The organism is Pseudomonas fluorescens, from assembly GCF_001307155.1.
In the GTDB taxonomy this organism is placed as follows: domain Bacteria; phylum Pseudomonadota; class Gammaproteobacteria; order Pseudomonadales; family Pseudomonadaceae; genus Aquipseudomonas; species Aquipseudomonas helvetica.
In genome coordinates this window covers 1-24,015 of sequence record NZ_CP012830.1, presented here as the reverse complement: position 1 = coordinate 24,015, position 24,015 = coordinate 1, and the positions used below count along the sequence as shown (strand labels likewise).

At 56.5% G+C, this 24,015-nt stretch carries 24 protein-coding genes; 12 read left to right on the top strand and 12 right to left on the bottom strand.

The annotated features are described in order from the left end of the window. Window positions 1-8: 8 nt before the first annotated feature. Together AO353_RS00105 and AO353_RS00100 are read right to left on the bottom strand one after the other, a co-directional pair. The gene (locus tag AO353_RS00105) at window positions 9-692 is read right to left on the bottom strand and encodes a hypothetical protein (protein WP_054593118.1); all 684 of its coding nucleotides are present in this window, start codon (window positions 690-692) and stop codon (window positions 9-11) included. A 1-nt stretch (window position 693) separates the two neighbouring features. Beyond that, a complete protein-coding gene (locus AO353_RS00100) occupies window positions 694-1,932 on the bottom strand; it encodes an AAA family ATPase (RefSeq protein WP_054593117.1) in 1,239 nt (412 codons plus the stop codon). Window positions 1,933-2,031: 99 nt separating this feature from the next. Between AO353_RS00100 and AO353_RS31055 the strand changes: the two genes are divergently transcribed. Then, complete coding sequence (locus AO353_RS31055) at window positions 2,032-2,385, top strand: hypothetical protein (RefSeq protein ID WP_146016096.1); 354 nt, start codon at window positions 2,032-2,034, stop codon at window positions 2,383-2,385. A 746-nt stretch (window positions 2,386-3,131) separates the two neighbouring features. On the opposite strand, the gene AO353_RS00095 is transcribed toward AO353_RS31055, so the two are convergent. Both AO353_RS00095 and AO353_RS00090 read right to left on the bottom strand, forming a co-directional pair. After that, complete coding sequence (locus tag AO353_RS00095; protein ID WP_054593116.1) at window positions 3,132-4,505, bottom strand: helix-turn-helix domain-containing protein; 1,374 nt, start codon at window positions 4,503-4,505, stop codon at window positions 3,132-3,134. 58 nt (window positions 4,506-4,563) lie between these two features. Then, window positions 4,564-4,779, bottom strand: coding sequence for a hypothetical protein (locus tag AO353_RS00090; RefSeq protein WP_054593115.1), 216 nt, complete (start codon window positions 4,777-4,779; stop codon window positions 4,564-4,566). Between the two features lie 996 nt (window positions 4,780-5,775). On the opposite strand from AO353_RS00090, the gene AO353_RS00085 reads away from it, so the two are divergent. Then, the gene (locus AO353_RS00085) at window positions 5,776-6,486 is read left to right on the top strand and encodes an alpha/beta hydrolase (RefSeq protein WP_054593114.1); all 711 of its coding nucleotides are present in this window, start codon (window positions 5,776-5,778) and stop codon (window positions 6,484-6,486) included. A 9-nt stretch (window positions 6,487-6,495) separates the two neighbouring features. On the opposite strand, the gene AO353_RS00080 is transcribed toward AO353_RS00085, so the two are convergent. Then, complete coding sequence (locus tag AO353_RS00080; protein ID WP_054593113.1) at window positions 6,496-7,074, bottom strand: hypothetical protein; 579 nt, start codon at window positions 7,072-7,074, stop codon at window positions 6,496-6,498. A 166-nt stretch (window positions 7,075-7,240) separates the two neighbouring features. Beyond that, window positions 7,241-8,053, bottom strand: a complete 813-nt coding sequence (locus AO353_RS00075; protein WP_054593112.1) for a hypothetical protein — start codon at window positions 8,051-8,053, stop codon at window positions 7,241-7,243. A gap of 237 nt (window positions 8,054-8,290) precedes the next feature. Between AO353_RS00075 and AO353_RS29430 the strand changes: the two genes are divergently transcribed. The 4 genes from AO353_RS29430 to AO353_RS00065 all read left to right on the top strand — a co-directional run bounded on the left by AO353_RS29430 (window position 8,291) and on the right by AO353_RS00065 (window position 10,617). Then, the gene (locus AO353_RS29430) at window positions 8,291-8,458 is read left to right on the top strand and encodes a metallothionein (RefSeq protein ID WP_019689605.1); all 168 of its coding nucleotides are present in this window, start codon (window positions 8,291-8,293) and stop codon (window positions 8,456-8,458) included. Between the two features lie 116 nt (window positions 8,459-8,574). Then, window positions 8,575-9,363, top strand: coding sequence for an AraC family transcriptional regulator (locus AO353_RS00070; RefSeq protein ID WP_054593111.1), 789 nt, complete (start codon window positions 8,575-8,577; stop codon window positions 9,361-9,363). Between the two features lie 93 nt (window positions 9,364-9,456). Then, the gene (locus AO353_RS29425; RefSeq protein ID WP_081013678.1) at window positions 9,457-9,630 is read left to right on the top strand and encodes a DUF1427 family protein; all 174 of its coding nucleotides are present in this window, start codon (window positions 9,457-9,459) and stop codon (window positions 9,628-9,630) included. 30 nt (window positions 9,631-9,660) lie between these two features. After that, on the top strand, window positions 9,661-10,617 hold the full coding sequence (locus AO353_RS00065) for a quinone oxidoreductase family protein (RefSeq protein WP_054593110.1): 957 nt from the start codon (window positions 9,661-9,663) through the stop codon (window positions 10,615-10,617). A gap of 174 nt (window positions 10,618-10,791) precedes the next feature. On the opposite strand, the gene AO353_RS00060 is transcribed toward AO353_RS00065, so the two are convergent. Then, window positions 10,792-11,826 (bottom strand): purine-nucleoside phosphorylase, encoded by a 1,035-nt coding sequence (locus tag AO353_RS00060; protein ID WP_054593109.1) that lies wholly within the window; start codon window positions 11,824-11,826, stop codon window positions 10,792-10,794. A 42-nt stretch (window positions 11,827-11,868) separates the two neighbouring features. After that, window positions 11,869-12,825: a nucleoside-specific channel-forming protein Tsx gene (locus tag AO353_RS00055; protein ID WP_054593108.1), complete on the bottom strand. Its 957-nt coding sequence runs from the start codon at window positions 12,823-12,825 to the stop codon at window positions 11,869-11,871. 267 nt (window positions 12,826-13,092) lie between these two features. On the opposite strand from AO353_RS00055, the gene selD reads away from it, so the two are divergent. Both selD and mnmH read left to right on the top strand, forming a co-directional pair. Further along, entirely contained in the window at window positions 13,093-14,127 is a 1,035-nt protein-coding gene (gene selD, locus AO353_RS00050) for a selenide, water dikinase SelD (RefSeq protein WP_054593107.1), read from the top strand. Next, entirely contained in the window at window positions 14,127-15,224 is a 1,098-nt protein-coding gene (gene mnmH / locus AO353_RS00045; protein ID WP_054593106.1) for a tRNA 2-selenouridine(34) synthase MnmH, read from the top strand. The genes selD and mnmH overlap by 1 nt, the downstream gene beginning before the upstream one ends. Before the next feature lie 46 nt (window positions 15,225-15,270). Here mnmH and AO353_RS00040 read toward each other — a convergent pair whose 3' ends face one another. After that, the gene (locus tag AO353_RS00040) at window positions 15,271-16,326 is read right to left on the bottom strand and encodes a permease (protein ID WP_054593105.1); all 1,056 of its coding nucleotides are present in this window, start codon (window positions 16,324-16,326) and stop codon (window positions 15,271-15,273) included. Between the two features lie 91 nt (window positions 16,327-16,417). Next, on the bottom strand, window positions 16,418-17,092 hold the full coding sequence (locus AO353_RS00035; RefSeq protein WP_054593104.1) for a hypothetical protein: 675 nt from the start codon (window positions 17,090-17,092) through the stop codon (window positions 16,418-16,420). 329 nt (window positions 17,093-17,421) lie between these two features. Between AO353_RS00035 and AO353_RS00030 the strand changes: the two genes are divergently transcribed. The 3 genes from AO353_RS00030 (at window position 17,422) to hemB (ending at window position 20,148) form a co-directional block, all read left to right on the top strand. Beyond that, window positions 17,422-18,120, top strand: coding sequence for a glutathione binding-like protein (locus tag AO353_RS00030; protein WP_054593103.1), 699 nt, complete (start codon window positions 17,422-17,424; stop codon window positions 18,118-18,120). 47 nt (window positions 18,121-18,167) lie between these two features. Then, on the top strand, window positions 18,168-19,010 hold the full coding sequence (locus AO353_RS00025) for a PhzF family phenazine biosynthesis protein (protein WP_054593102.1): 843 nt from the start codon (window positions 18,168-18,170) through the stop codon (window positions 19,008-19,010). Between the two features lie 163 nt (window positions 19,011-19,173). Then, window positions 19,174-20,148, top strand: a complete 975-nt coding sequence (gene hemB, locus AO353_RS00020) for a porphobilinogen synthase (RefSeq protein ID WP_019689616.1) — start codon at window positions 19,174-19,176, stop codon at window positions 20,146-20,148. Window positions 20,149-20,167: 19 nt separating this feature from the next. On the opposite strand, the gene AO353_RS00015 is transcribed toward hemB, so the two are convergent. Further along, the gene (locus AO353_RS00015; RefSeq protein ID WP_054593101.1) at window positions 20,168-21,697 is read right to left on the bottom strand and encodes an FAD-dependent oxidoreductase; all 1,530 of its coding nucleotides are present in this window, start codon (window positions 21,695-21,697) and stop codon (window positions 20,168-20,170) included. Window positions 21,698-21,842: 145 nt separating this feature from the next. On the opposite strand from AO353_RS00015, the gene AO353_RS00010 reads away from it, so the two are divergent. After that, window positions 21,843-22,940: a DUF1615 domain-containing protein gene (locus AO353_RS00010; RefSeq protein WP_054593100.1), complete on the top strand. Its 1,098-nt coding sequence runs from the start codon at window positions 21,843-21,845 to the stop codon at window positions 22,938-22,940. A gap of 37 nt (window positions 22,941-22,977) precedes the next feature. Here AO353_RS00010 and AO353_RS00005 read toward each other — a convergent pair whose 3' ends face one another. Then, entirely contained in the window at window positions 22,978-23,637 is a 660-nt protein-coding gene (locus AO353_RS00005; protein ID WP_054593099.1) for a methyltransferase family protein, read from the bottom strand. Window positions 23,638-24,015 lie beyond the last annotated feature (378 nt).

Below are 24,015 nucleotides of genomic sequence, written 5' to 3'. Positions count from 1 at the left end.
GATATTTTCTAAAGCTCGAAATTAAAGGGCTGAAAGCTGTCCAGTGTGGCAATAAAATCATTAAGACTTTCGTTTAGTTTTGCAGCTCTTCTTATGTCGCTTGGCTTTTTTAAGCTTTTGCAGAGTTTATTGTATCCTGGGCCATCTTTGGCGTACGCAGTGTTGCTAAGGTTCAATGCTCGGTTTAAATGAGTTTCGCATGATAGTCTTCTATCTTGATCAACTCTCTTGTTGGAGAAGAAAGGTAGCAGCCAGCACTCTGTAGAGTGGACTGATACGCCGAAGATTATTCTGTTTTGGTGTTCGTTGTAGAATTCTGGAGTTATTTTTTCAATCAAAGAGCTTTTTACATCGTTAATTAGTTCTTCTGTGCTGACTTCGCGGCCGCCTTTATTTAGCGCAAGTCCAAAGCCAGGGTGTTCGCATCTGTCTGTATCTACCTGGATTATCAAGTATTGATTGAATTCCAGTGCGTCTGCCATCTTGGAAGGGTCGGCACAATAGGCTAATAAATTTTCGAAGCCGCCAAATGAGTTTTCGGCTTGCTTGGAGCGATCGTTCTCATCGCAAAGAGGTTGTAGTCTATTTATCTCGACTTCAAAGTCGGATTCACACTCAAGTATTATTGATACTAAGCGTTCGATTACAATTTGATCGGTGATCCCTTCAGTGATTAGCGCAAAGCTCAGCATTCTAAAATCCCTTTGGCAGACCGCCCAGTACGCCTCTCATAAACATCTCGGATAGTTTTAATTCAACGTTTTTAGGCTTTTTGATCCGTTTGATTCGTGTTTGACCTGTGAGGTTTCGGCTGACTACGAATAGACGTTGATCATCATCTTCTAGATTCATACCGTCTAGAACGGCGGGGTTGTGAGTGGTGAGTAGAACTTGTTTGTTGTTTTTGCGTGCGAGACCTGCCAATTGCTTCATCAGTTCAACGCATAGTTTTGGATTGAGGGAGGTATCTATGTTGTCGATAGCAAAAAAGCTCGGTGTAAGATTTGTGGAAAGAAGTGCGTAGTAAAAAATTAGGAAAAGAAAACCTTCGTTAGCGCTTCTATGGTCAAAGACTTTTCCACTTTCTGAAGTGAAGTTGTCGCTTATGTCCATTCCGACGGGCGACATCGAGCTATCTTTTGCTATGCGTAAAGACTCAAACCATCCCAAAACCTTTAGACGTTCACTTATGTCGTTGAATGCTTTTCCATTGTCTATTTCAGATAGCACCGAAAGAAGCTTGAGAAGACCTTCGCCTTTTACTCCAAGAGGTTCGATTTGGCCTTCCTGATCAAATGTTCGTAGGGCAGTTTGTTCAGGCGAGTAAATGACGAAATCTTCGAGCTCTTTCGGGAGCTCTCGGAATTCGTTTTGATAATTAATTATAATTTTTGATATGGTGTTGTCGGTGTCTTTGAACGGATTGAGAATTGATTTTTTGTTTTCTGATTCTAGTTTTGATTTTATTGCTCTGGCTTGCTCTAGGAATTGTGTTACTTGTTGCAGTATCTTGTCGAGATCTGCGTCCGGTTCGCGAATGTAATTTTCGAACTTTTTAGAAGTGTATTCTGAAGCGTTTTTGCCGTTTTTCTTTAGATTTGATTGCCAGCTGGAGTAGTGTCCGTTGTCGTTATTGATTTCGAACGTGATTGGTTCAAAATCTTTAATTAGTACATCTATTTTGATAGGGAGAAGGTCGGTATTTTTATGAAATTGTGAGCGCATTAGTTGTGGGGCGGTAACGCGAATGCCCCTTGACAAAAGGAATTCATTGTCAAGTTTGTTTGATGCTGCTGCACTCATCAAACTGATGGCCTCAAGAAGGTTGCTCTTCCCTGCACCATTTTCTCCGATAAATAAGTTAACTCTTCCTAGTTCGAGTTTTACTTTTTCGATCGATTTGTAGTTGCTGATTTCGATCGTATCAATCACTGGATTACCCTACTCAAGATAGTTCTAAAAAGCGTAGCTTAGAGGTGCTGGCTTGCTGAGGCAAGGTGCAAATCCTCTCGGCGCAAGGGGGGCGCCTCTATGCTGCCGAAAAGCTCTCTTTGCTCAGAAAAATGTTCTGGAAACTCACTTATCCCCCTCCCGCCGACGGGCCTTGCGTCCTTTTTTTTTGCAAATCCGGATGTAGTGCAAACGAACCTGCAGCCCAGGCGGGCCGTGGGCCTCTGCAGGGGATCGGCCATTGCACAAAATGAAAGGTTTTTCAGTGAAATGCAGCGCGGTTGCACAGCGTCGCTGCAGGCAGTCACGAAGGTGGAAAAGCTGGAGCCCCCGGTTTCATTGGGCGAAAAATTGAAAACCGTGGTTTTCGGTGGGTTTTCAAAAACGCGCACGATCTTTTTTGGCGAGGACTGGCTGGGTACGGGGAGAGGCTGAATTCCCTGCAGGCCACAACTGGCGGGGGCTGTGGTGTGTTTGATGGATTGCACAGAACTGAACAAGATCGACGATCAGCTTTCCCTTTATGCGACCGATCCAGGTTCCATGAAAAAACGTCGTTTTATTGAGATCGATTCTCAGACGTAGGGTGGTCGTTTCAAAAAGAGCGATATCAGCTATACGGGGGTGGCAATGGGTCTAGAGGTCCCGGTTTTACTGGGCTTTCGGTATTACAAGGGAAGGTAATATGAAGCGATATGAAAAGTAATATTTCCGGCAAACCCCCGGATTCATTGGGTTTTAAGGAATAGAAATATAGCTTTTAAGAAAGGTAATACTATCGCCTTCCTATCGCTTAAATATCGCCTTTTCCACAAAACGCTGGAAGCCTTGATCTACAAGGGATACAGCTGTTTTTCGGATGGGATATTACTAATATTACTTTTTTTTCGGGACCCCACGGATTTTAGGATTGGCACCTATACGGGGGTTGGGGTCAGGTTGTGCGGCTGTTTGCGTCTATTCTGATCAAACGGTCCCCAATACGGCCCCCAAGGCGATGCGGTAAGGGATGAACAGAGCTGCAGGCCTTGAAAACAGTGGAGCGGGTGAAGGGAATCGAACCCTCGTTATCAGCTTGGGAAGCTGATAACGAGTTGTGTCAGAAGGGCCGTGGATGCCGTGGTCTGGGGAATCTGTTCCAACTAGAATCAATATTGATCCGTCGAATCGGGTTTCTATTTTTAGTATTTCTTTTGCAGTTGTTCGCTAGCGATTTCTTCGATGATGTTTTTCGAAAAAGCGGCCCCATTAAAAGCGCTAAATAGTTCACCTACTATGTCTGGAACTAGTGAAGGTATTGAAGAAGGTGCGAGATCCAATGGGATGTTTATATGGCTAGTAATCTCGTTGTCGCCGCAAACTTTGCCTGGGCTAATATATCGTCTAGTGTCGTAAGATGTCATATTTCGATTTTCCAGCCCGCTCCAACGAAAAGCGAACTCTAGATTCGTTTTGTCACCCTCGAAACCCATGGATTTTGCGAACGAAATCGCAACAGAAATGGCTTCAGCTACATTTATAATGGCAACGTCCATGCCAAAAAATAAGTTTGGTGCGTCGCCTTTCGAAATGGCTATCGCGTCCTCCCACAGAACACGAATATGGTAAAAGCTTCCTGGAGGCTCAACTCTCCAATAATCTAAGCGTGGTCGGATAAAACTTCCAACGTAGTCCTCAATAAGAGCTTCCCATCCATTTGCGCGAGTTCTAGGTCTATCGTTTTCTTGTTGGAAACTACTGGTATCTACCCATAGAGGCCAGCCTGAATGATGAGGATTGGCGTAAATAAAAGAAGACAAGAAATTGGTGTCTGCTCGTACCGCTTCTCGTTCTTGCTTGCTATTGATGACAAATGCTACTTCAAAACGCCCGTTACCTAGATCCCGCGCACCATCAGCTTTCGGTGCATCTAGAAATCTTTGACGGCATTTACTCATGAACGCATCAATAACCGCTGTTCTGGACTCGATTGGCTGACTGCCGAAGTGTGCGAGCAGGCTAGGGATATCTAGCCCTGTAAGGTGGCGTCTGACGAAGTTTCCAATGTCGGCTTCTCGATTGTCAAAACAGACGTTCATTATTTGAGGCCAATCACTAAAAAGTGCAGCAGCGGTACTAGGCGTATGGTTTGCTCGCAGAGTTCGAACGTACACCGTGTCCTGTTTTACTAAATCTTGTGAGTTCAAATCTTGCAAGCGGCATTTTGCTGCAACAGGAGTGCGTACTCCAGAGGGGATGACTATAAATGGAAAGCGAATCCCTTGAAAGTTTCCGAATTGAACTGTTACTTCAAAAGGCTCTGATGAGTGCTTTGTTATAAGTGCCTGGATTGTATCCTGATGGAACTGCTCATCTAGATTTTCTGGAGCCTCTGAGGTTAAGGGAATTCCTTCATTAGAAATTCCGATCCCAAAATACCCGCCATCAAAGTTTCTCAGAGCAATTGCTGCTTTGACAATCTTTGCTTTTCCCTCTGGTGTCGAGGGATCTATCCACGCTTTCAGTTCGATATTTAGACTTTCGCGGGGAGCCTGTAAAAACTCATCTAAATCCATGTGCTAGTCCTGCCTTGATTATTATTTCGCCTACTGAAAGGGCTTATTTCACTATCTGCTAACCAGCGTCCAGCGATTTGAGGCGAGCGAGACCTTGCTTGATATAGCCTGCGTTTTCGCCAATTGTGCAAAGCGTCCCCCGGACATTCGCGCCCACCTCAGCAGCGTTTTGCCGCTCAGCCCACAGAGTCACCTCCATCACGGCCGCTTCCAGGGCTAGTTGATTTTGATAAATCCTTTCCAGCACATCCGCCAGTGAGTACTCGCTTGCCACGTTACCGACTCCTTTCGAAAGAACTAAAGCATAGCAGCGACAGTGCTGGTGATTGGAGCCGAAACAGATTGCTTATTTTTTGCTACGGAGAAGGTGGCAGGCGGAAAGAAGCGGGCGCAGTGGAAGATATTGGTACGAAAGTGGTACGGGGAAAATCATGGAGCCCTGATAGCCCTTTACTTACAAGGTGGGAGCGTCTAGTACGGCCAATCCATCATCGGGGCGACGGAGAAGCGGCGGGAGAGGGTTGGTGTCGTATTTGGAGCAGATGTTGGGAGCATTGGGTATCTAGGTGGGTAAGGCGAGGGATGGGAGTTTATCAGGAATGGGGTTGGATGGCTGACGGGGCGAGTGCGTAGCTGTCTGTAGGATGTACGATTTTGGCTGCCCCATCTCCTGTGGGAGCCGAGCTTGCTCGCGATGACGGCCTGACAGCCGGCCCATCTCCCTCAGATGTACATAGATCTACTGTGGGAGCTAGGCTTACCCGCGATGGCGGCCGGACAGCCGACCCATCTCTTGCAGATGTACATAGATCTACTGTGGGAGCTGAGCTTGCTCGCGATGACGGCCTGACAGCCGATCAACCTCTTGCAGGTGTACATATCCATTCCTGCGGTAACGGCCACTTGGGGTTTCGCCCTGACGGCGACTCCCTTTGGCAGACGCCCCAAAGGAAGCAAAGGTCTTCGCCCCAAGCGTACGGCACCTCGCCTAGGCTCGGCGTACCCTCACTCCGGTGTCCATCAGGGGGCATCGCCTACGGTCTGCTTCGCGACGACCTCCTCTCGATGTGTCCGGCTGCGCCGTACGGCGCTGCGCGCCCACCCCCCTGATGAACACCTGCGCTCGGCCTTCCGAAGGGGCGGGTGGATCAAGATCAACAGCGGCAGGCGAGCTAACGCTCGGCCTGTTGAGTGGTTGAGGCGGTTTTCGGGAGCGCTTCTTGTGGTGTTAGGCTCTGGGGCGAGCTCGCCGTATTTTTAAGGAAGGTCCATGTTCCGTTTTTTTGCTGTGTTGATGTTGATGGTGTCTTCCGTTGCCCATGCGGCGCTCAACGATGATTTGCCGTTGCCGTACCTTGAGCAGTCCAATCCTGATTCACGCAATCAGCCGTTGGTGATTTTTCTCCACGGTTCGGGCAGTAACGAAGAGGACCTGTTCGACATCAAGGACGAGTTGCCGGTGCAGTACACATATCTGTCGGTGCGGGCGCCGCAGGCGGTGGAGGCGGACAGTTATCAGTGGTTTCGCAAGAAGGGTGAAGGTGCCTATGACGGCGATACCGATGACCTGAATAGCAGCAGCGCGCTGATTGTCGATTTCGTGGCGCAGGCGGCGAAGAAGTATCACACGGAGGCCGACAAGGTGTTTCTGGTGGGGTTCAGCCAGGGCGCGATCATGTCGTATGAAGTTGCCTTGCGTCATCCCGAGACGGTACGCGGGATTGCGGCGTTGAGCGGTAAGGTTTTGCCAGTGTTAAGGTCGCAGCTCAAGGCCGACAAGGCGCTTGAGCCGTTGGCGATTTTCATCGGTCACGGGACGGCCGACCTGAAACTGCCCTACAGCGATGGCAGCGAGGCCAACAGCCTGTTGCAGGGCATTGCGCTCACGCCTGAGTTTCATGCCTATCCAGGCGTCGGCCATACCATCAGTGCGGCCGAAATGCAGGATCTGAATGCCTGGTTGCTGCGGATCAATCAGTAGCCTGAAGGCTTATTTATCACCAAGGATCTGTTTGACCAATGCCGCATGCCCAGCCTTGTCGTCGGCGCGGGAGATGATCTGGATCAGCATCATGCGCGTACCGGAGCCGGCCAACAGGCTGGTGTCGAGCGTCAGACCGCCGCCCTGGGTGGCGGTGCTGTCGATCTGGCGCAGGCCCAGGCCTTTGATGGTCAGGCTTTTCTCGCTTTGCTTGTTGAAGTCAGGCAAGGCATCGCGTTGCTGAGTGGCAAAACCGGACACTGATTCGTCGAGAAACACAGTGTCGTTGTCTTTGACGTTCAGGCCATTGGGCAAGGTGTTTTCAGCAATGATCAGGACGGTTTTGCTCGCCTGATTGGTGTACATGGTGCCCGTTGCACCAGCGGTGCCCTTGGCGGCGTCGCCACCGGGCAGTGGGTTGGCGATGAAGCCCTGGGGCAGTGCGAAGGCGAATTTTCCGCCCAGCGCCGAGATCTTTTGCGCGGGGGCGGTTTTCGCGGCCGGTTGCTTGGCAGCGTAAACGCTCACGGCAGCGAAGCTGGTGACCGCTGTCAGCAACAGGACAACGGCTTTTTTACTCAACGACATGCAAACTCTCCGGGGTAATCGCGTAGTGGCGGCGATCATCCCACGGCCAACCTTGATCACTCCAGCGCGATCTTGAATCAAGGTGCCAGAGGCGACGTGAGGTCATTTGACGCGCACGGCGTGGGTTCGGATCCTTACTCGGCACAATCGGCTGGGCGTTCGCTGGCTACCGTGGCTGCGGGTCGCTTGGCTCGATCGTCACTTCAGGCATTTGCCGGGCATTACCATGCGATGGTGCGGCCAGCCGCTTGGTGATCAGCAACATGCCAAGGGACACTGCCACGCCGAGGACGAATGCGCTCCACCCCCAACGAGGCAGTGCCAAAGCCAGCGTCAGGCAGAACGCCGCGAACGAATACATGCCGGTGGCCGTGGCCCGCAGTAACGCGGCGGTGAATGCGGGCCCCCGGGTTTGTTGAGAGAACACCGCCATGACACTGCCGAGTACCGGGAACACCGCGAGCAAGCCACTCCAGCGTTCGCCGACGGTGCTGGCGAGCAAGGTCACCGCCAGGGTCAACAGCGCCCCGGCCAGCATGCGCAGCAAGAGTTTGTCGGATTTCGGCGCAGGGCCTGAAACCAAGGGCTGAACATGCGGGAACAGATAAGGTGCTGCGAGCAACGCAGTGATCGCCGCGAGGGTCGAAAACACCAGCGACGCTGGAATCAGCGACAACACTACGGCCGCCGTGGCCCAGCTCAGCAGGGCGATCGACAACGCTGCAGGCCAGTTGAATTTTTGCGCCGCCTGGGCGTAAACCACGCAGAACGCAATCATCGCAAACATCGCTGACAACGCCGCGGTGGCTGCTTGCGTCACAAAGACCGGGCCCTGTTCGACGGCCAGAAAAAACAGAATTGGCCCCACCACCACCGGCAATCCCGACAGCCAACCGGCTACGCTCGGTCCCCAGCGTTTGCCGGCGAGGGATATCAGTAAGAGAAATCCGGGGATTAGCGACAGTTTCAAAAGCAGCACGGCCAAGTCCTTGGTCAATTGTCATTGTTGTCACAGCATACCCGGCTTCGTCATGCCATTTCCGGCTTGGGTACGCAGATTGCAATCGCAGGTCATGGTTGCGAGTGCATCGACTACCCTAAGAGATGAGCGAAGGCCGCCTGTCACGTCATCGGAACCGGTTTTCAATGTGCGGTCATTGCTTCAGGTGCGGCATTGGTGCCGCCTCTGGACCACCACACACATGGAGTCAGTTAGATGAAAGCAACGACCTGCGCCTGCCCCAACTGCAACTGTAAACTGGGTGAGCACTCTATCGTCCGCCACGGTAAACACTATTGCTGCGAGGGTTGCGCCAAGCATCACGAGCATGGCGAAGCCTGCACCTCGGCGGGCTGCCAATGCGCCAAGGGGGCTCACGGCTGAAAACATCTGCCTGAACGTGGAGCCGTATGTGCTCCACGTTGAGCGGGTGTCAACTGGCGGCAGTCATGGCGCCTCGTTACCATGGGACTTTCTCCCTCACATCACGATTCTTGCCCATGGCCCTTGCCGCTCCGCCTGATCTCAGCGACACCGATGTGCCGGTGCAGCCATTGGCGCGCACTTATCCGCGCGGCCTGTACATCGAGCCGCACGAACATGTCTGGGGCCAGTTGCTGTATGCGATGAGCGGGGTGATGTGGGTCGAGACACCCGACGAAGCATTGGTCGTGCCGCCGCAACGGGCGGTCTGGTTGCCACCGGGGGTGGTGCACGGGATTCGGGTGGTCTCGGACCTGCAAATGCGCAATATCTACCTGCGCCCAGCGTTGGCTGCGACGTTGGATAGCAGCGTTCAGGTGATCGAGGTCGGCGGTTTGCTGCGCGAGTTGATTCTCGGGTTGGTCGAGCAGGGCGACAGTGGGCCGACGGACTATTATGAGGCGCTGGTGGGGCTGGCGTTGCTGGAGCTGAAACGGGCGAAACGCTCTCTGTTGAAGATTCCCATGCCGGACAACGCCGAGCGGCGGCTGATCAATCTCTGTCAGGCAGTCATGGCCGCACCGTCACTGGATATCCCCTTCGAGCAGCATGCCGAAAATGCCGGCGCCAGCGTGCGCACCCTGGCGCGGTTGTTCAAGGATGGGCTGGGCATGGGCTTTGCCGAATGGCGGCGACAGGTGCAATTGGCGATTGCAGTCGCCGAGCTGATCCAGGGCGTGCCGGTCAGCACAATCGCCCGTGAACTGGGCTATTCGCCGAGCAGCTTCAGCGACATGTTTCGCCGCGAGCTGGGCGTTCCACCCTCGCAGTTCGCCCGCGAAGGCGATTTCAGCTCAGCACCGTAGCAGGGCATTTGGCCGAAATCCTGAAGTACTTGGCCGATCGCTTTGGCGACCATTCTCTAGACTCTGTGTATCCCCGATTACACGGAGCTCAGCATGAACTACCTCATTTCAGTGGCTATTGGTCTTGGCGTCGGCCTGCTCTACGGCGCGCTGGATTTTCGTTCGCCCGCGCCACCGGCCATTGCATTGGTGGGGTTGCTGGGCATGTTGGCCGGTGAACAGCTGTGGCCGATGGGGCGGCAGCTGGTCGCTGGCTGGATCTCCTGAAATCCCTTCATTTGTCAGATGGACATTCCCATGAAAGCACTGCAATTCGATAAAACCGGTGATCTGGCGGCCCTGCGTTACGTTGAGGTACCCACCCCGGTTCCGGGTGCCAACGAGGTATTGGTGCAGATCAAGGCTGCGGGCCTGAATCCCAGCGATGTGAAGAACGTGCTTGGACGTTTTCCCTACACCACGCTGCCACGGATTCCCGGCCGCGACTTCGCCGGCGTGGTGATTGAAGGCCCGCAGGCGCTGATCGGTCAGGAAGTCTGGGGCACGGGCCGCGAGTTGGGTTTTTTCGCCGATGGCTCCCATGCGCAATACGTGAAGCTACCGGCCAAGGGCGTCGCCCTCAAGCCAACGCATTTGAGTTTTGCCCAGGCTGCTAGCCTTGGCGTGCCCTACACCACGGCGTGGGACGCGCTGGAGCGCAGCCTGGTGACCGCGCAAACCCGTTTACTGGTGATCGGTGGTGGCGCGGTGGGTAGTGCGGCGCTGGCGCTGGGAAAAATTCGTGGTGCCGAGGTGTTGGCGGCAGCGCGACGTCCCGAGCAGGTCAAGGCCTTGCAGGCCCAGGGCTTTAACACGATTCAACTGGAAACACCGGAAGCGCTGGGCGCTCAGGTCAATGCGATTTTCACCGGTGGTGCCGACGTGATTTTCGATACCACCGGTTTTTGGCTGCCGGCGTCGGTAGCGGCGTTGGCCACCTTCGGCCGCATCGCAATCATCGCCGCACCAGTCGACGGGCAGGTGCAACTGCCCGCGCTGGCGCTGTATCGCCGGGGTGGTTCGGTGGTCGGGATCAACTCGTTGCTGTACGGCGTTGAAGCCTGCGCGGCGATGCTTGAGCAGTTTGGCCGGTTCTTCGATGACGGGTTGTTGCCGTTGCCGGATGGGCTGCTGGAGTCGCCACTGGCCGAGGGGCTTGAGCGTTATGCCGAGGTGAATCAGGGCGGTGGCGACAAGGTGATTTTGTTGCCGTGATGGCTGTCGGGTTCGAGGTGTTCCATCGACGGGTGATGACGGTGGCGAGGGAGCTTGCTCCCGCTGGACGGCGCAGCCGGCCTAGTAACGATAGTCGCGTTCCAAATGTCGGAACGCGTCGTCTGCATTACGACTGCTTCGCAGTCGAGCGGGAGCAAGCTCCCTCGCCACAGGTTATGCCTCAGGCACACCCTTCTCCCACGCCGACCAGTTCTTCAGAATCTCCTGCACCAGCGGGTTGCCGGTGCGGAAGAGGTTTTCCAGGGCCGGCACAAAACCACCCTGATCGGCGTACTTGAGCAGGTTGTCGACTTCGCTGTAACCCGGATACGGACGGTCGAAGTCGGAGCCAGCGCGCACCACCGCCAGGCGCTGGATATCCACCAGGCCTTCACGGCTGGCACGCAACAGCGCCTCATACGTCGAGTTGTCTTCCTGCTGAGTCGTGCAGTAAACGCCTTTGTTGTCCGTCAGCAAACGGGTCCAGACTTCGGCACGTTCGCTCAGGCGTGTTCCGGAAAACCAGGTATTGCCGGCCAGCGTGTCGCATTGAGTGACCACCGGTGGTTGATTGGCCGGCGCGTAGGGGTATTTCACCCGCCACGCGGCGGACTCCTGGCTTTCGCTCAGAACAACTTTCGCGCTCAGGGCGAAGGCTTTGGCTTGCAGCTTCGGGTTGAGTTCGAAGACTTCGGTCTTGTAGTCCAGCGGAGGTTTTTCGTTCGGACCTTTGGTGTTGATGCCGATGTAACCGGTCGGCCACTCTTTGGGAGCGTCCCGCGAATCCAGTTCCCATTGCGTGCCGAACTCCACCAGATAATGCGCCCACGCGGCGGTGCCGATAGTGCCGTGGTGCGGGTTGATGCCGGCGATTCCGGCAATCAGGAAATAGCTTTTGCGCAGGTCGAATTTCGGTGACAGGGCCAATGCCAGCGTGGATGCCGCGGCGTTGGTCTGACCCATACCGGTGACCATCAGACACACCTGCTGCGTATTGCAGCGAATGCTCGGATACTCGGCAGAAAGCCCCGGCACGCGGATCTCCTGCTTGAGCTCCAGGCGATCAATCCAGGTTTGCGCTTCCGGGGCGAACATGCTGATCAGCATGACTTTCGGCGTGATCGGGGCCTCGGCTGCCCAGACACTGGAAGAGAGCAGGGCGCTGCAGGCCAGGCTGGCGGACAGAGAAAGGCGTGTGACGGTGTGCATGGAACCTCCTTGGTAGATGTTGATAGCGAAGCAGCTTGTCACTCAAAACTGATACCCGACACCTGCGTAGTAACCCCAACCATCGGAACGAGCGCGGAAGTTGCCTTCACCGAAATTCAACTCGCTGCCATCCTCCCAGTTACCGCCGTTATGGAAATAACGCCCGACCAGGGTGAAGCGCAGGTGCGTGAATGAATAGAGCAATACGTTGGTGGCCACGGTGGCGTTGGCCGTGCGTGCCGGATTGTCTTTATGCAGGTCCGAACCAAAGTCGAAGTTGGTGAAGCCAATGTAAGTCAGTGACGCGCCATTGCTGAAGCGGTCGATGGGCACGATGTACTTCAACTGGGCACGATACCCGTCCCACGAGTACTCGTTGCTGGCGCCGTAGTTTTCCCACTGATAGCGCCCATAGAAGTTGGCCGACAGGTTGACCCGCGAATGGGTGTCGATGTCGGTGCCCAGGCCGCTGTAAAGCGTGTTGGCGCGATTGGCGGTGCTGCTGCCGTGGTCGTAGATCCAGTCGAACGCGACATACCATTCCTTGAACGGCCCGACCGCCAGGCTGCGACCGGCCAGGTAGTCGATGGAAATACGTGGCTCGTGCTCCATGAACAACGGCGAACCGTGGTCCCAGGCACCTTTGTCGTGGCTGTTGCCGATGCCGAGGATCTTCGGGGCGTCAATATAGCCATACAGTTCGAATGGCCCTTTGCGCCCGAAGTACTCGTATTCCAGGTAAACGTCGTCGGCCGGTTGCGGGCCGAAGCTAATGTCCTTGCTGCCGATCAGCGTCAGATCCTGATTGAACCAGTCCGACAGGTACGCGCCTTTCTTTGGTGGGCTGGCTTCAGCGCTGAGCGTCTCGCCTTGGGCGGATTCATCAACGGTTTTTTCTTGAGCCAGGGCAGCGCAGCTGAGTAGTCCCGTAACGGCGCTTAGTAGCAAGGAAACAGCAACAGTGGGGCAGGACGCGGTGCGTCTGGAAGTGGCGTGCATTGAAAATCCCTGTTCGTGCAGTGGTTGGCCGAACGTGAGCGCTCATGTAGTGATCGGGCGTTCACGTGACTGACGCAAACGTTTGCATGTTGCGGACCAACTTGGAACAGACGATTGAAATAAAGGGAGATTTTGTGAATTAGCTGACGTTTTGGTTAGCAATTTGCTCCCTTGGCGAGCGTGTCTGCTCGAAAGCGGGGCAGGCTCTGCCAGCGCTTGCGCCGTGCTCTGTTAGAATTGTTGAACTTGAATTCCAGAGGTGCCCCCATGAGCGAGCCGATTCGCCTGACCCAATACAGCCACGGCGCAGGTTGTGGCTGCAAGATTTCACCTCAGGTGCTGGAGGTGATTCTGGCCGGCAGCGGCGCGCAGAATCTCGACCCTAAGCTCTGGGTGGGTAATGCATCGCGCGACGATGCGGCGGTGTATGCCATCGACGACGAGCGTGGCGTGGTGTCGACCACCGACTTCTTTATGCCGATTGTCGATGATCCGTTCGATTTCGGCCGCATTGCCGCCACCAATGCCATCAGCGATATCTACGCGATGGGCGGCGATCCGTTGATGGCGATTGCGATCCTTGGCTGGCCGGTCAACGTGCTGGCGCCGGAGATTGCCCGGGAAGTGATTCGCGGCGGCCGTTCGATCTGCGATGAGGCGGGTATCCCATTGGCCGGCGGGCACTCGATCGATGCGCCGGAGCCGATCTTCGGCCTGGCGGTCACCGGGCTGGTGCAAAAGCGCCACATGAAGCGCAACGACACGGCCACCGCCGGTTGCTTGCTGTACCTCACCAAACCGCTGGGCATCGGCATCCTCACCACCGCCGAGAAGAAGGGCAAGCTGCGCGCCAGCGACGTCGGCCTGGCCCGTGACTGGATGTGCACACTGAACAAACCCGGTAGCCGTTTCGGCAAACTCGACGGCGTGACCGCCATGACCGACGTCACCGGTTTCGGGTTGCTGGGGCATCTGGTGGAGATGGCCGATGGCAGCGGCGTGACCGCGCGTATTGATTACGACCGCGTGCCACGTTTGCCGGGTGTCGAGTACTACCTCGATCAAGGCTGCGTGCCGGGCGGTACCCTGCGTAATTTCGACAGCTACGCCAACAAGGTCGGACGCATACAGGAATTGCACAAGCGCGTACTGTGCGATCCGCAGACCAGCGGTGGTTTGCTGGTTGCCGTGACGCCCGAGGGCAACGAGCAGTTTCTTGCCGTTGCTGCCGAATTGGGCCTGAACCTGGCGCCGATCGGTGAACTGGTTGAGCGACAGAGCAACGCGGTAGAGGTGATTTGATGCTTATCGATTTCACTGATTACCGCGACATCTTCCTCAACGACCGGCCGATGATGGATGTCCGCGCGCCAGTCGAGTTCACCAAGGGGGCGTTCCCTGGGGTGATCAACCTGCCGCTGATGACGGACAACGAGCGTCAGCGGGTCGGCACTTGCTACAAACAGCACGGTCAGCAGGCCGCCATTGTGCTTGGGCATCAGTTGGTTTCGGGCGAGATCAAGGCGGCGCGCATTCAGGCCTGGGCTGATTTTGCCCGGGCCAATCCCGACGGTTACCTGTATTGCTTTCGCGGCGGTTTACGTTCGCAGATCGTCCAGCAATGGCTCAAGGACGAGGCCGGCATCGACTACCCTCGGGTCGGTGGCGGCTACAAGGCGATGCGGACTTTCTTGTTGGAAACAGTCGACCAGGCCGTCGAACAGTGCGATTTCGTGTTGCTCGGCGGCATGACCGGCACCGGCAAAACGGATGTCCTCACCCAATTGAGCAATGGTCTGGACCTTGAAGGCTATGCCAATCATCGCGGTTCCAGCTTCGGCAAGCGTGCGACCGGTCAGCCCGGCAACATCGACTTCGAGAACCGCCTGGCGGTGGACGTGCTGAAAAAGCGTGCCCGTGGCATTGAACAGTTCGTGCTCGAAGATGAAAGCCGTATGGTCGGCAGTTGTGCCTTACCGCTGCCGCTGTATCAGGGCATGCAACGTTTTCCGATGGTCTGGCTCGAAGACAGCCTGCAAGACCGGGTCGAGCGGATCCTGCGCGATTACGTGGTGAATCTCTGCGCAGAATTCGTCGCTGTATATGGCGACGAGGGGTTTGCACAGTTCTCCGAACGTATGCTGGCAAGCCTCAACAACATCAGCAAACGCCTGGGTGGCGAGCGTCATCAGCGCATGTTCGATTTGATGGAGGCCGCGTTGGCCGAGCAGGCACGCAGCGGTGCAGTGGACTTGCACCGTGGCTGGATCGAAGGTTTGCTGAACGAGTATTACGACCCGATGTACGCCTTCCAGCGCGAGAAGAAAGGCGACCGAATCGAGTTTGTGGGGGAGGAGGCTGCGGTGCTTGAGTATTTGCGTGAGCGCGGTAATCGTTAAGATCGAGACGCAAGCGCTGGTTAACACCAGCGCCTGCAATCCCCGTTTAAAGCACCATCGCGCCGATCAGGCCGCAGATCACGCCAACCAGCATGGTCAGCACAGCTACGGTTACCAGCACCCGGGTATCGAAATCCTTGCGCAGCATCAACAGCGACGGCAGGCTGATGCTCGGCAAGGTCATGAGTAGCGCCACGGCCGGTGCGGTGCCCAAACCCAGGGTCATCATGGTTTGCACAATGGGGATTTCCGCGGCGGTGGGAATCATGAACAGCGTGCCGACGATGGCCAGCGGTATCAGCCATAGCAAGCTGTTGGCCATCGCTCCGTCAACGTGCGGGAACAGCCAGACCCGGGCTGCGCCCAGAACCAGGACTGCCAGCACATAGATCGGAATGGTGGTCCAGAACAATTGCCACAAGGTCCGCGCCCAGCGACTCAGAAAGGGTTGTGCGTCGGTTGCGCGGGTCGCTTCGGCCACTGCTTCCAGCGCCGCCTCCGGCATGTAATCGGGTCGCGAGATGCGTTGGGCGACCAACGAAACACCCAGCACCAGCACAATTCCCGCCACCAGCCGCAGTGCGGTAAAGCCCCAGCCGAGTACGAAGCCCATGAACACCAGCGTTGCCGGGTTGAGTACCGGGTTGGCAATCCAGAATGCCAATGCCGCCCCCACCGAGACGTTCTGACGGCGCATGCCGGACACCACGGGCGCGGCGCAGCAGGTGCACATCATGCCTGGCAAGGCGAACAAGCCGCCGCGCAAGGTCGAAGCAAAACCGGCACGGCCGAACAAGCGCAGCAGCCAGTCTCGCGGAATCAATACCTGCAACAGCGAACCCAGGATCACCGCCAGTACGGCCGCTTTCCAGATCGCCAGGAAGTACACCTTGGCGTACACCAGTGCAGCGGCGAGCGGTGAGGTTTGTTCATCGTTGAGGATGGAGGCGCCGATGCTGTGGCTGTCGGCAGCCACGAATGCCTTGAGGTAGTAGGGCGACCACTTGACGTAGTAGAGGCCGATACAGGCAACCAGCAGGAACAGGGCGGGTTTCCACCAGAGCGCCAGGCCCCGGTTGGGGACCGCTAAGGAGTTGGACATACAGAGGCTCCGGACAATTAGGACAGTGGGGCATCATACTCCAGTGCAGTTTAGTCCAGAGGCCCGGAAACGGTGGGCACACGCCGACCCGTTATGTGGGACACGTCTGCGGGCCGTTGTTCAGCTCTTGCTTGTAACGATGACTGAGCAAGGTGGCCTTGCCGTTGTGCCAGGTCAGAGTCAGCACATACAGCGAGTCGAAATCGTTGGATGGCCAGTCATCGAGAAGGGCGCGTTTTTCACCGGTGGCCTCTTCCGCCACCTTGTTGATCAACTCCGGCAGATAGCCGTGGGACCAGGCCGTGTAGATGATCGAGTTGCGGTACTTGGCGTGAAGTAGCTCGTCGGCCAGTTCGCTGATGTCGTTGGCCGAAAATTCGATGTTCACCGGCAGCCCGAGTTTGATTGCGGTGGGGCTGATGGTCAGCAGGGGGCGGAGGTAGCTGTAGGAGTTGTTGAACTCGCCTTCCTCGACGTTGCGTGTCGGATTGGCGGCAAACACGTAATTGGCTTTGCCGAACTTTTCTGGCAGTAGCTCTGCCAGTTTGATCGCGCGGTTCAGGCCCTGGCAGTTCAGCTGGCCGAGACCTCCGGCGGGCTTTTCTGCATGGCGCAAGAACACCAGGGTCTGGGTGCCGTCAGCCGGTTGGGCGCGGGTCTCACTGGCTTCCAGCGCCAGGAACAGGACGCAGGTCATGAGCAAGGCCGCACAAAACACCAGGGGGCGCGGCTTCAGGGTTTTAACGAAGTTCAGGTGCTTTTTCATTGAGTTATTATTCTTCAGCGCATTCGTTTAAGGCTGACAAAACATCACACCGGAAGCTCGCGGCTTCAAAGTGCTTTTCATGTCGTGGGGTCGATTCGTCTAACGCAAGGGCAGCCTTGGAGTCCACGTGCGCCCTTTGGTTCGATTCGAATCGGCGCGCATTACTTTATCTGCGGAGCGGGTTGGCTGACCGGAAGGTTATCGACAGAATGTTTCTGAATTAACCTGGCCCCATCAGCGTCGTGCTTATAATCTAACCGCCTTGAAGGCCGGGCATCTGCCGCGACCAGCCCCCATCATCGCCATTCAACTGTCACTGGATGTTCACCATGACCGATTTGTCTGCATTCCCGATTACTGAGAAATGGCCTGCGCAGTTTCCCGAGTGGATACAGCTCTATTCGTTGCCGACACCCAACGGTGTCAAAGTCTCGATCATGCTCGAAGAAACCGGCTTGCCTTACGAGCCGCACCGGGTGGGTTTCGATACCAATGATCAGTTCTCTCCAGCATTCTTGTCACTGAACCCCAACAACAAGATTCCGGCGATCCTGGACCCCCACGGGCCGGGTGATCAGCCACTGGCATTGTTCGAGTCCGGAGCGATTCTGATCTACCTCGCCGACAAAAGCGGGCAACTGCTGGCGCAGGAATCGGCCGCACGTTACGAGACGATTCAGTGGTTGATGTTCCAGATGGGTGGCATCGGACCGATGTTTGGTCAGTTGGGCTTTTTCCATAGATTTGCCGGCAAGGACTACGAGGACAAGCGCCCGCGTGACCGCTACGTCGAAGAGAGCAAGCGTTTGCTTAAAGTGCTCGACGGTCGCCTGGAAGGCCGCGACTGGATCATGGGTGAGCGTTACACCATTGCCGATATCGCGACGTTCCCGTGGGTGCGCAACCTGATCGGTTTCTATGAGGCAGGGGATCTGGTCGGGATCAACAACTTCCCGAACGTATTGCGCGTGCTGGAGCGCTTCCTGGCACGGCCGGCAGTGATTCGCGGGCTGGAAATTCCCAAGTGACGGCAAGCGTCACGACTCCATGATTTAGCCCGGCTTAAGGAAGAGCAATGCCTCGATACGACTTCAAACAGGTGGACGTCTTCAGCCGTGTTGCACTGAAGGGCAACCCGTTGGCCGTGGTCTTGGGGGCTGACGAACTGAGTGACGAACGCATGGCGGCGTTTGCGACCTGGACCAACCTCAGCGAAACCACCTTCTTGCTGGAGCCCGGCGATTCGCGGGCCGATTATCGAGTCCGAATCTTCACCACCTTGCAGGAGTTGCCGTTTGCCGGTCATCCGACCCTGGGCAGTTGTCATGCCTGGCTGGAGGCCGGTGGCATTCCCAAGGGTGAGGAGATCATTCAGGAGTGTGGCGTTGGCCTGGTGCGAATCCGCCGCCGTGGCACCGACCTGGCGTTCCTCGCACCACCGTTGCTCAAGTCCGGCCCGCTGGATGTGGCACTGGTGGAGCGGGTGCGCCTTGGGCTCGGGCTGGAAGCCGGTGCGATTATTCGGGCGCAATGGGTTGATAACGGTGCTGGCTGGTTGGCCGTGATGCTCGCCGAGCGTGAGCAAGTGCTGGCGCTGCAACCCGATCATTCACAGATGCTCGGGCTGGCGATCGGTGTCATTGCGCCGTGGCACTCCGAACGTGATGGCGACGAGGCCCAGTTTGAGGTGCGCGCGTTCATATCCGGGGACGGCATGCCCGAAGATCCGGCCACCGGCAGCTTGAATGCCGGCGTTGCCCAATGGTTATTGGCCGAGGGGCTGGCGCCGGAGGTTTACGTGGTCAGCCAGGGCCTGACCATGGGCCGCGCCGGGAGAATCCGGGTCGAACGGATCGGCGCTGACATCTGGATCGGCGGCTCGGTCGTGACCTGTATCGACGGCAGCTTGAACCTGTAACGCTGGCGAGCTTCTTGACCGTTGCTCGCCGCCAAACTGTTACCGAATCGGAAATAAACTGTTCTTCAACTTACGTTTGTGTCGACGGGGGAGAGGGGCATAAGCTCCCTTCCTTTATGACTTTCGTCTTGTCCAGGCCGTTGGCCTCCTGCCAGGAAAACCCATGTCCAGCCAGTTCCCCGAAGCTCGTCCACGTCGTTTGCGTCGCAATCCGCAGTTGCGCAGTCTGTTCCAGGAAACCGAGTTCACCCTCAATGACCTGGTGCTGCCGATCTTTGTCGAAGAAGAAATCGACGATTTCGTGCCGATTACCAGCATGCCCGGCGTGCGGCGGATTCCGGAGTCGAAACTGGCAGGCGAAATCGAACGCTATGCGCGGGCGGGCATCAAGTCGGTAATGACTTTCGGGGTCTCCCATCACCTGGATGGCAGCGGCAGCGACACCTGGAATGAAAACGGTCTGGTGTCGCGTATGGCACGGATCTGCAAGGACGCGGTGCCGGAGATGATCGTGATGTCCGACACCTGTTTTTGCGAGTACACCGATCATGGTCACTGTGGGGTGATGCATGCGGGGGAAGTCGATAACGACAAGACCCTGATCAATCTCGGCAAGCAAGCTGTCGCCGCTGCACGGGCCGGGGCCGACGTGATTGCGCCTTCAGCGGCAATGGACGGGCAGGTCCAGGCGATTCGCCGGGCGCTCGACGAAGCCGGCTTCAGCCAGACTTCGATCATGGCCTATTCGACCAAATTTGCCTCGGCGCTCTATGGTCCGTTCCGCGAAGCCGGTGGCAGTGCGCTCAAAGGCGATCGTAAAAGTTACCAGATGAACCCGATGAACCGCCGTGAAGCAGTGCGCGAGTCGTTGCTCGATGAGCAGGAAGGCGCTGATGCGCTGATGGTCAAGCCGGCTGGTGCATATCTGGACATCATCCGTGATATCCGCGAAGCGTCGCGTTTGCCGTTGGCGGCATATCAGGTGAGTGGCGAATACGCGATGATCAAGTTCGGTGCCGCCGCCGGTGCGATCGATGAGGACCGTGTGGTGCGCGAGAGTCTGGGGGCGATCAAGCGGGCGGGCGCGGACCTGATCTTCACCTACTTTGCGATGGACCTGGCGTTGAGCGGCATCTAAGCCGCCGGGCGTTCCATTGTTACCAGAGGAACGGTTTGATCCCGTGGTCCCGGAAGTAACGCTCGATGACTTTCGGGTCGGCGGACAGGTCGGCGACGGCCACATAACTGTCGGGCCTTAATAGATAGAAGCCATTGCGCGCCAGCCCGGCGGCTTCGTGGGTCGGATGCCAGTCGAAAACGTGCAGTGCCAAGTGATGCTCGGCGCACCAGGCGAGCATTTCTTCGCTGGTGTCGCCGTATACGTGAACCTGCCAGTTGAGGCTTGTCAGGCTGTCGAAGTTATCGGCCTCGCTGTCATGCGCCCAGGGCAGGCGATCACCGCCAAAAACATGGCCGGCGTGGCCTTCGCTCAGAGGCATCCCGCGATAATTCAGGGTGATTTGCGACACCGTACGAAACAGATACTCGCGCGCCAATTCAAATGAGACCATTTTGGGTAGCAGGAACGGTGCAATGCGGGTGCGTATCACGTCGGCCATTGCGCCTTCGGCGGAGACGAAATTGAACACCCGGTCGGTGGTTGCCACCAGTCGCCGGGCAAAGGCCATGCGTTCGACTTCATAACTGTCGAGCAGTTTGTCGTTGGCTGCTCCATTGAGAACGGCAGCGAGTTTCCAGGCGAGGTTGATCGCGTCGCCAATACCGGTGTTCATGCCCTGGCCACCGGCGGGGCTGTGCACATGGGCAGCGTCACCGAGCAAAAAGGCGCGCCCGAAGCGGAAGGTGTCCGCTACCCGGTGATGGACCCGATAGGTCGAAAACCAGTTGACCTTGTTTACCTGAACTTTCAGGTGTTCGATGGCCCGGCTACTGACGTCTTCAAACTTGAGGGTTTCAGCCTGTTCCGCGCGTTCATCGCGCACTGTTCCGATCAACCTTGCACGGCCTTCGCCGGCCAGCGGAAAAACCGCCAGAAAGTCGGCTTCATCCAGATCCACATGCAGTTCACCATTGAGCGCCAGACCTGAGGCTTCGACGTCGGCGACATAAAACACTTGCTGGTAGGTGCCGCCGGGAAAGCCGATGTCGAGTGCCTTGCGCACGGTAGAACGAGCACCGTCACAACCGGCCAGGTAGCAGGTCTGACAGGTATGTTCCTGGCCGTCGGGCAGGAGCAACTGCGCGGTAATGCTGCCGCCATGTTCGCTGAAACCGATCAGCTCGGTGTCGCGCTCGACCACCACGCCGAACTGCTCCAGGCGTTCGATCAACAGTCGCTCGTGCTGGTCCTGCGGGAACATTTCCAGAAACGAGTAAGGGGTCAGGTCCTTGCCGATATCCTCGAACGGTAACCGCGCCACTGGTTCGCCTTTGACCCACAGATTGACTGCCGGTACTTTGTGGCCGTTCTGCACCACGGCTTGGCTGAGGTCGAGCTGGCGGTACAATTCCAGCGTCCGTGCCTGAACCGCCAGGGCGCGAGAAGTGGTGCCGGGTGCGCTGGTCTTGTCGAGTATGCGCACCCGGACTCCAAGCTTGCTGAGCCACAGCGCCAGGACCAGTCCTGTGGGGCCGGCGCCAACGATCAGTACATCGCTGCGGTTCATGTCGTTGCCCTCGGTCGAGAGTCCCGCTGAACAGGGGTGTATCCAGTTTAGATCCGATTGACCGAGGTGCTTGCATCCTCCGATGCAATGGTTCAAGAAGCGATATCCTCGGCGGTCAGGGCGCTTAAAAGGACCCATGTAAAAAATGCGATCCCATCGATTGATCATGAGTGTAGTTACGTTGCTGCTATTGGCCGGCTGCGCGAATCAGGCTGCTCGGCAAGCGGCTCAACCGACGCCCGTACAGGTGAAAGCGCAGATTGCCCGTTTGTTGCCGAGCAGCACCGCAGACCGTGAAGGTTGGGCCGCCGACATTTATGCAGCGTTTGCGGCACAAACGATCCCGCCCACCACGCAGAACCTGTGTTCGGTGCTGGCGGTAACCGAGCAGGAGTCGACCTTTCAAACAGACCCGACAGTGCCGGGGCTGGGAAAGATCGCCCGGGATGAAATCGATCGACGTGCTGCCAGGGCACACATTCCCGATCTGTTGGTGCGCGGAGCCTTGCAGGTCAGCTCAACCAATGGCAAAAGTTACAGCGAGCGCTTGAATGCGGCGCGCAGCGAGAAGGAACTCAGCGCGATATTCGACGATTTCATCGGCCGGGTGCCGATGGGCAAAACACTGTTTAGTGGTTTCAATCCGGTGCATACCGCTGGCCCGATGCAGGTCAGTGTCGCGTTTGCCGAGCAGCACGCACAGCACTATCCCTATCCGGTAGACAGCTCGATTCGTCATGAGGTGTTCAGTCGCCGTGGCGGCATGTACTTCGGCATTACACATTTGCTTGGCTACCCAGTGAGTTACCACCAAGCGTTGTACCGCTTCGCCGATTTCAATGCCGGTTGGTACGCCAGCCGCAACGCCGCGTTTCAGAGTGCGCTCAATCACGCTTCGGGAAGCAGTTTGGCACTGGATGGTGATCTGATCCGCTACGACTCGATCATGCCCGGCACGACGGAATTGGCGGTTCGCGCGTTGGGTAAACGGCTGGACATGCGCAATACGACGATCAGGGACCAGCTGGAGCTGGGTAACCGCCTGGAATTTGAAGACAGCAAGCTATATAAGAAGGTGTTCGAACTGGCGGAAACGGCTGAAGGCAAGCCGCTGCCCAGGGCAATCCTGCCGGGTATCCAGTTGCAAAGCCCGAAAATCACTCGAAAGCTCACCACGGCCTGGTTCGCCAAGCGTGTCGATGAGCGTTATCAGCGCTGCATGGCGCGTGCTTCGGCGGAGTAGAGGTAAGCGTTGGCTGTGCAAGTACCGGGCGCTGATCTCAGTAGAGCCCGGGGATGAGCCGCCAGGTCTTGGCACAGTAAGCGTCATACTCGGCACCAAACTCACTGCGCAACAGGTCTTCTTCGGCGTTTATGCGAGCAATGAGGGCAGGGAGCAGCAGGAGGACGAGCACGATCCCGACACTGGAGCGAAAGGCCAGCGCCCAACCCAGCGCGTTGATCAATAAACCGAGATAACTCGGATTACGCAGCCTTCGGTAGATACCGTCAGTCACCAGCGTATGCCCAGGTTGAATGGCGACCAGGCCGCTGAAGCGTTTGCCAAGTACGAATACGGGCCAGATCCGCAACGCGCCGCCCGCAATGAATAGTGCTGCGCCAACCCAGCGTATGCCTTCGCCATCAAAGGTCCAGAAGTCCATTCGGTCGGTATAGGCCGGAATAAACGCGGACAACACGCCAATCACCCCAAATACCGGTAGCACCCAACGGTTGGCCCGGTCTTCACGTACCCCGGAGTTCAAGTTGGCTTCGGTGAGCAACGAAGCTCCCACCATCACCAGCGTCGCAAGGGCAATGATCACCAGGGCTGGATGCGAGAGAAACGCAGCAAAGCCACCCAGTCCCAGAATGGCGAGCCCGAGATAGACCAGAACTGCTGCAATGCTGAACACGGCCAGCTTCAGGGAGATCTTCATGGCGGGGGTGCTCGTTGAATCGTCTCTATATAAGCGTAGTGGGGTCAGGCTGATTACGGTGCCTGATCGGCCGCTTTCACCCGTCAGGATAGAAAAACTAAATTAAGTGTTGACGGCAGATTCTGGAAGTCTATAATTCGCCCCACTTCCGGCGCAGTCGAAACGGAAAACTCCTTGGTAAACAAAGAGTTACGCGGTTTTCGGCAGCGGTTACGCTTCAGTTCATCGAAGCCTGAAGGAGTTAAGAGGGCGGTGTTGTTTGGCTCTTTTAACGGTTCGATCATCTCGGTCGAAAGCGGAGAAAAAGAGGTGTTGACAGCAGCGAGTAACGCTGTAGAATTCGCCTCCCGCTAACGAGAGATCGGAAGCGCAAGTGGT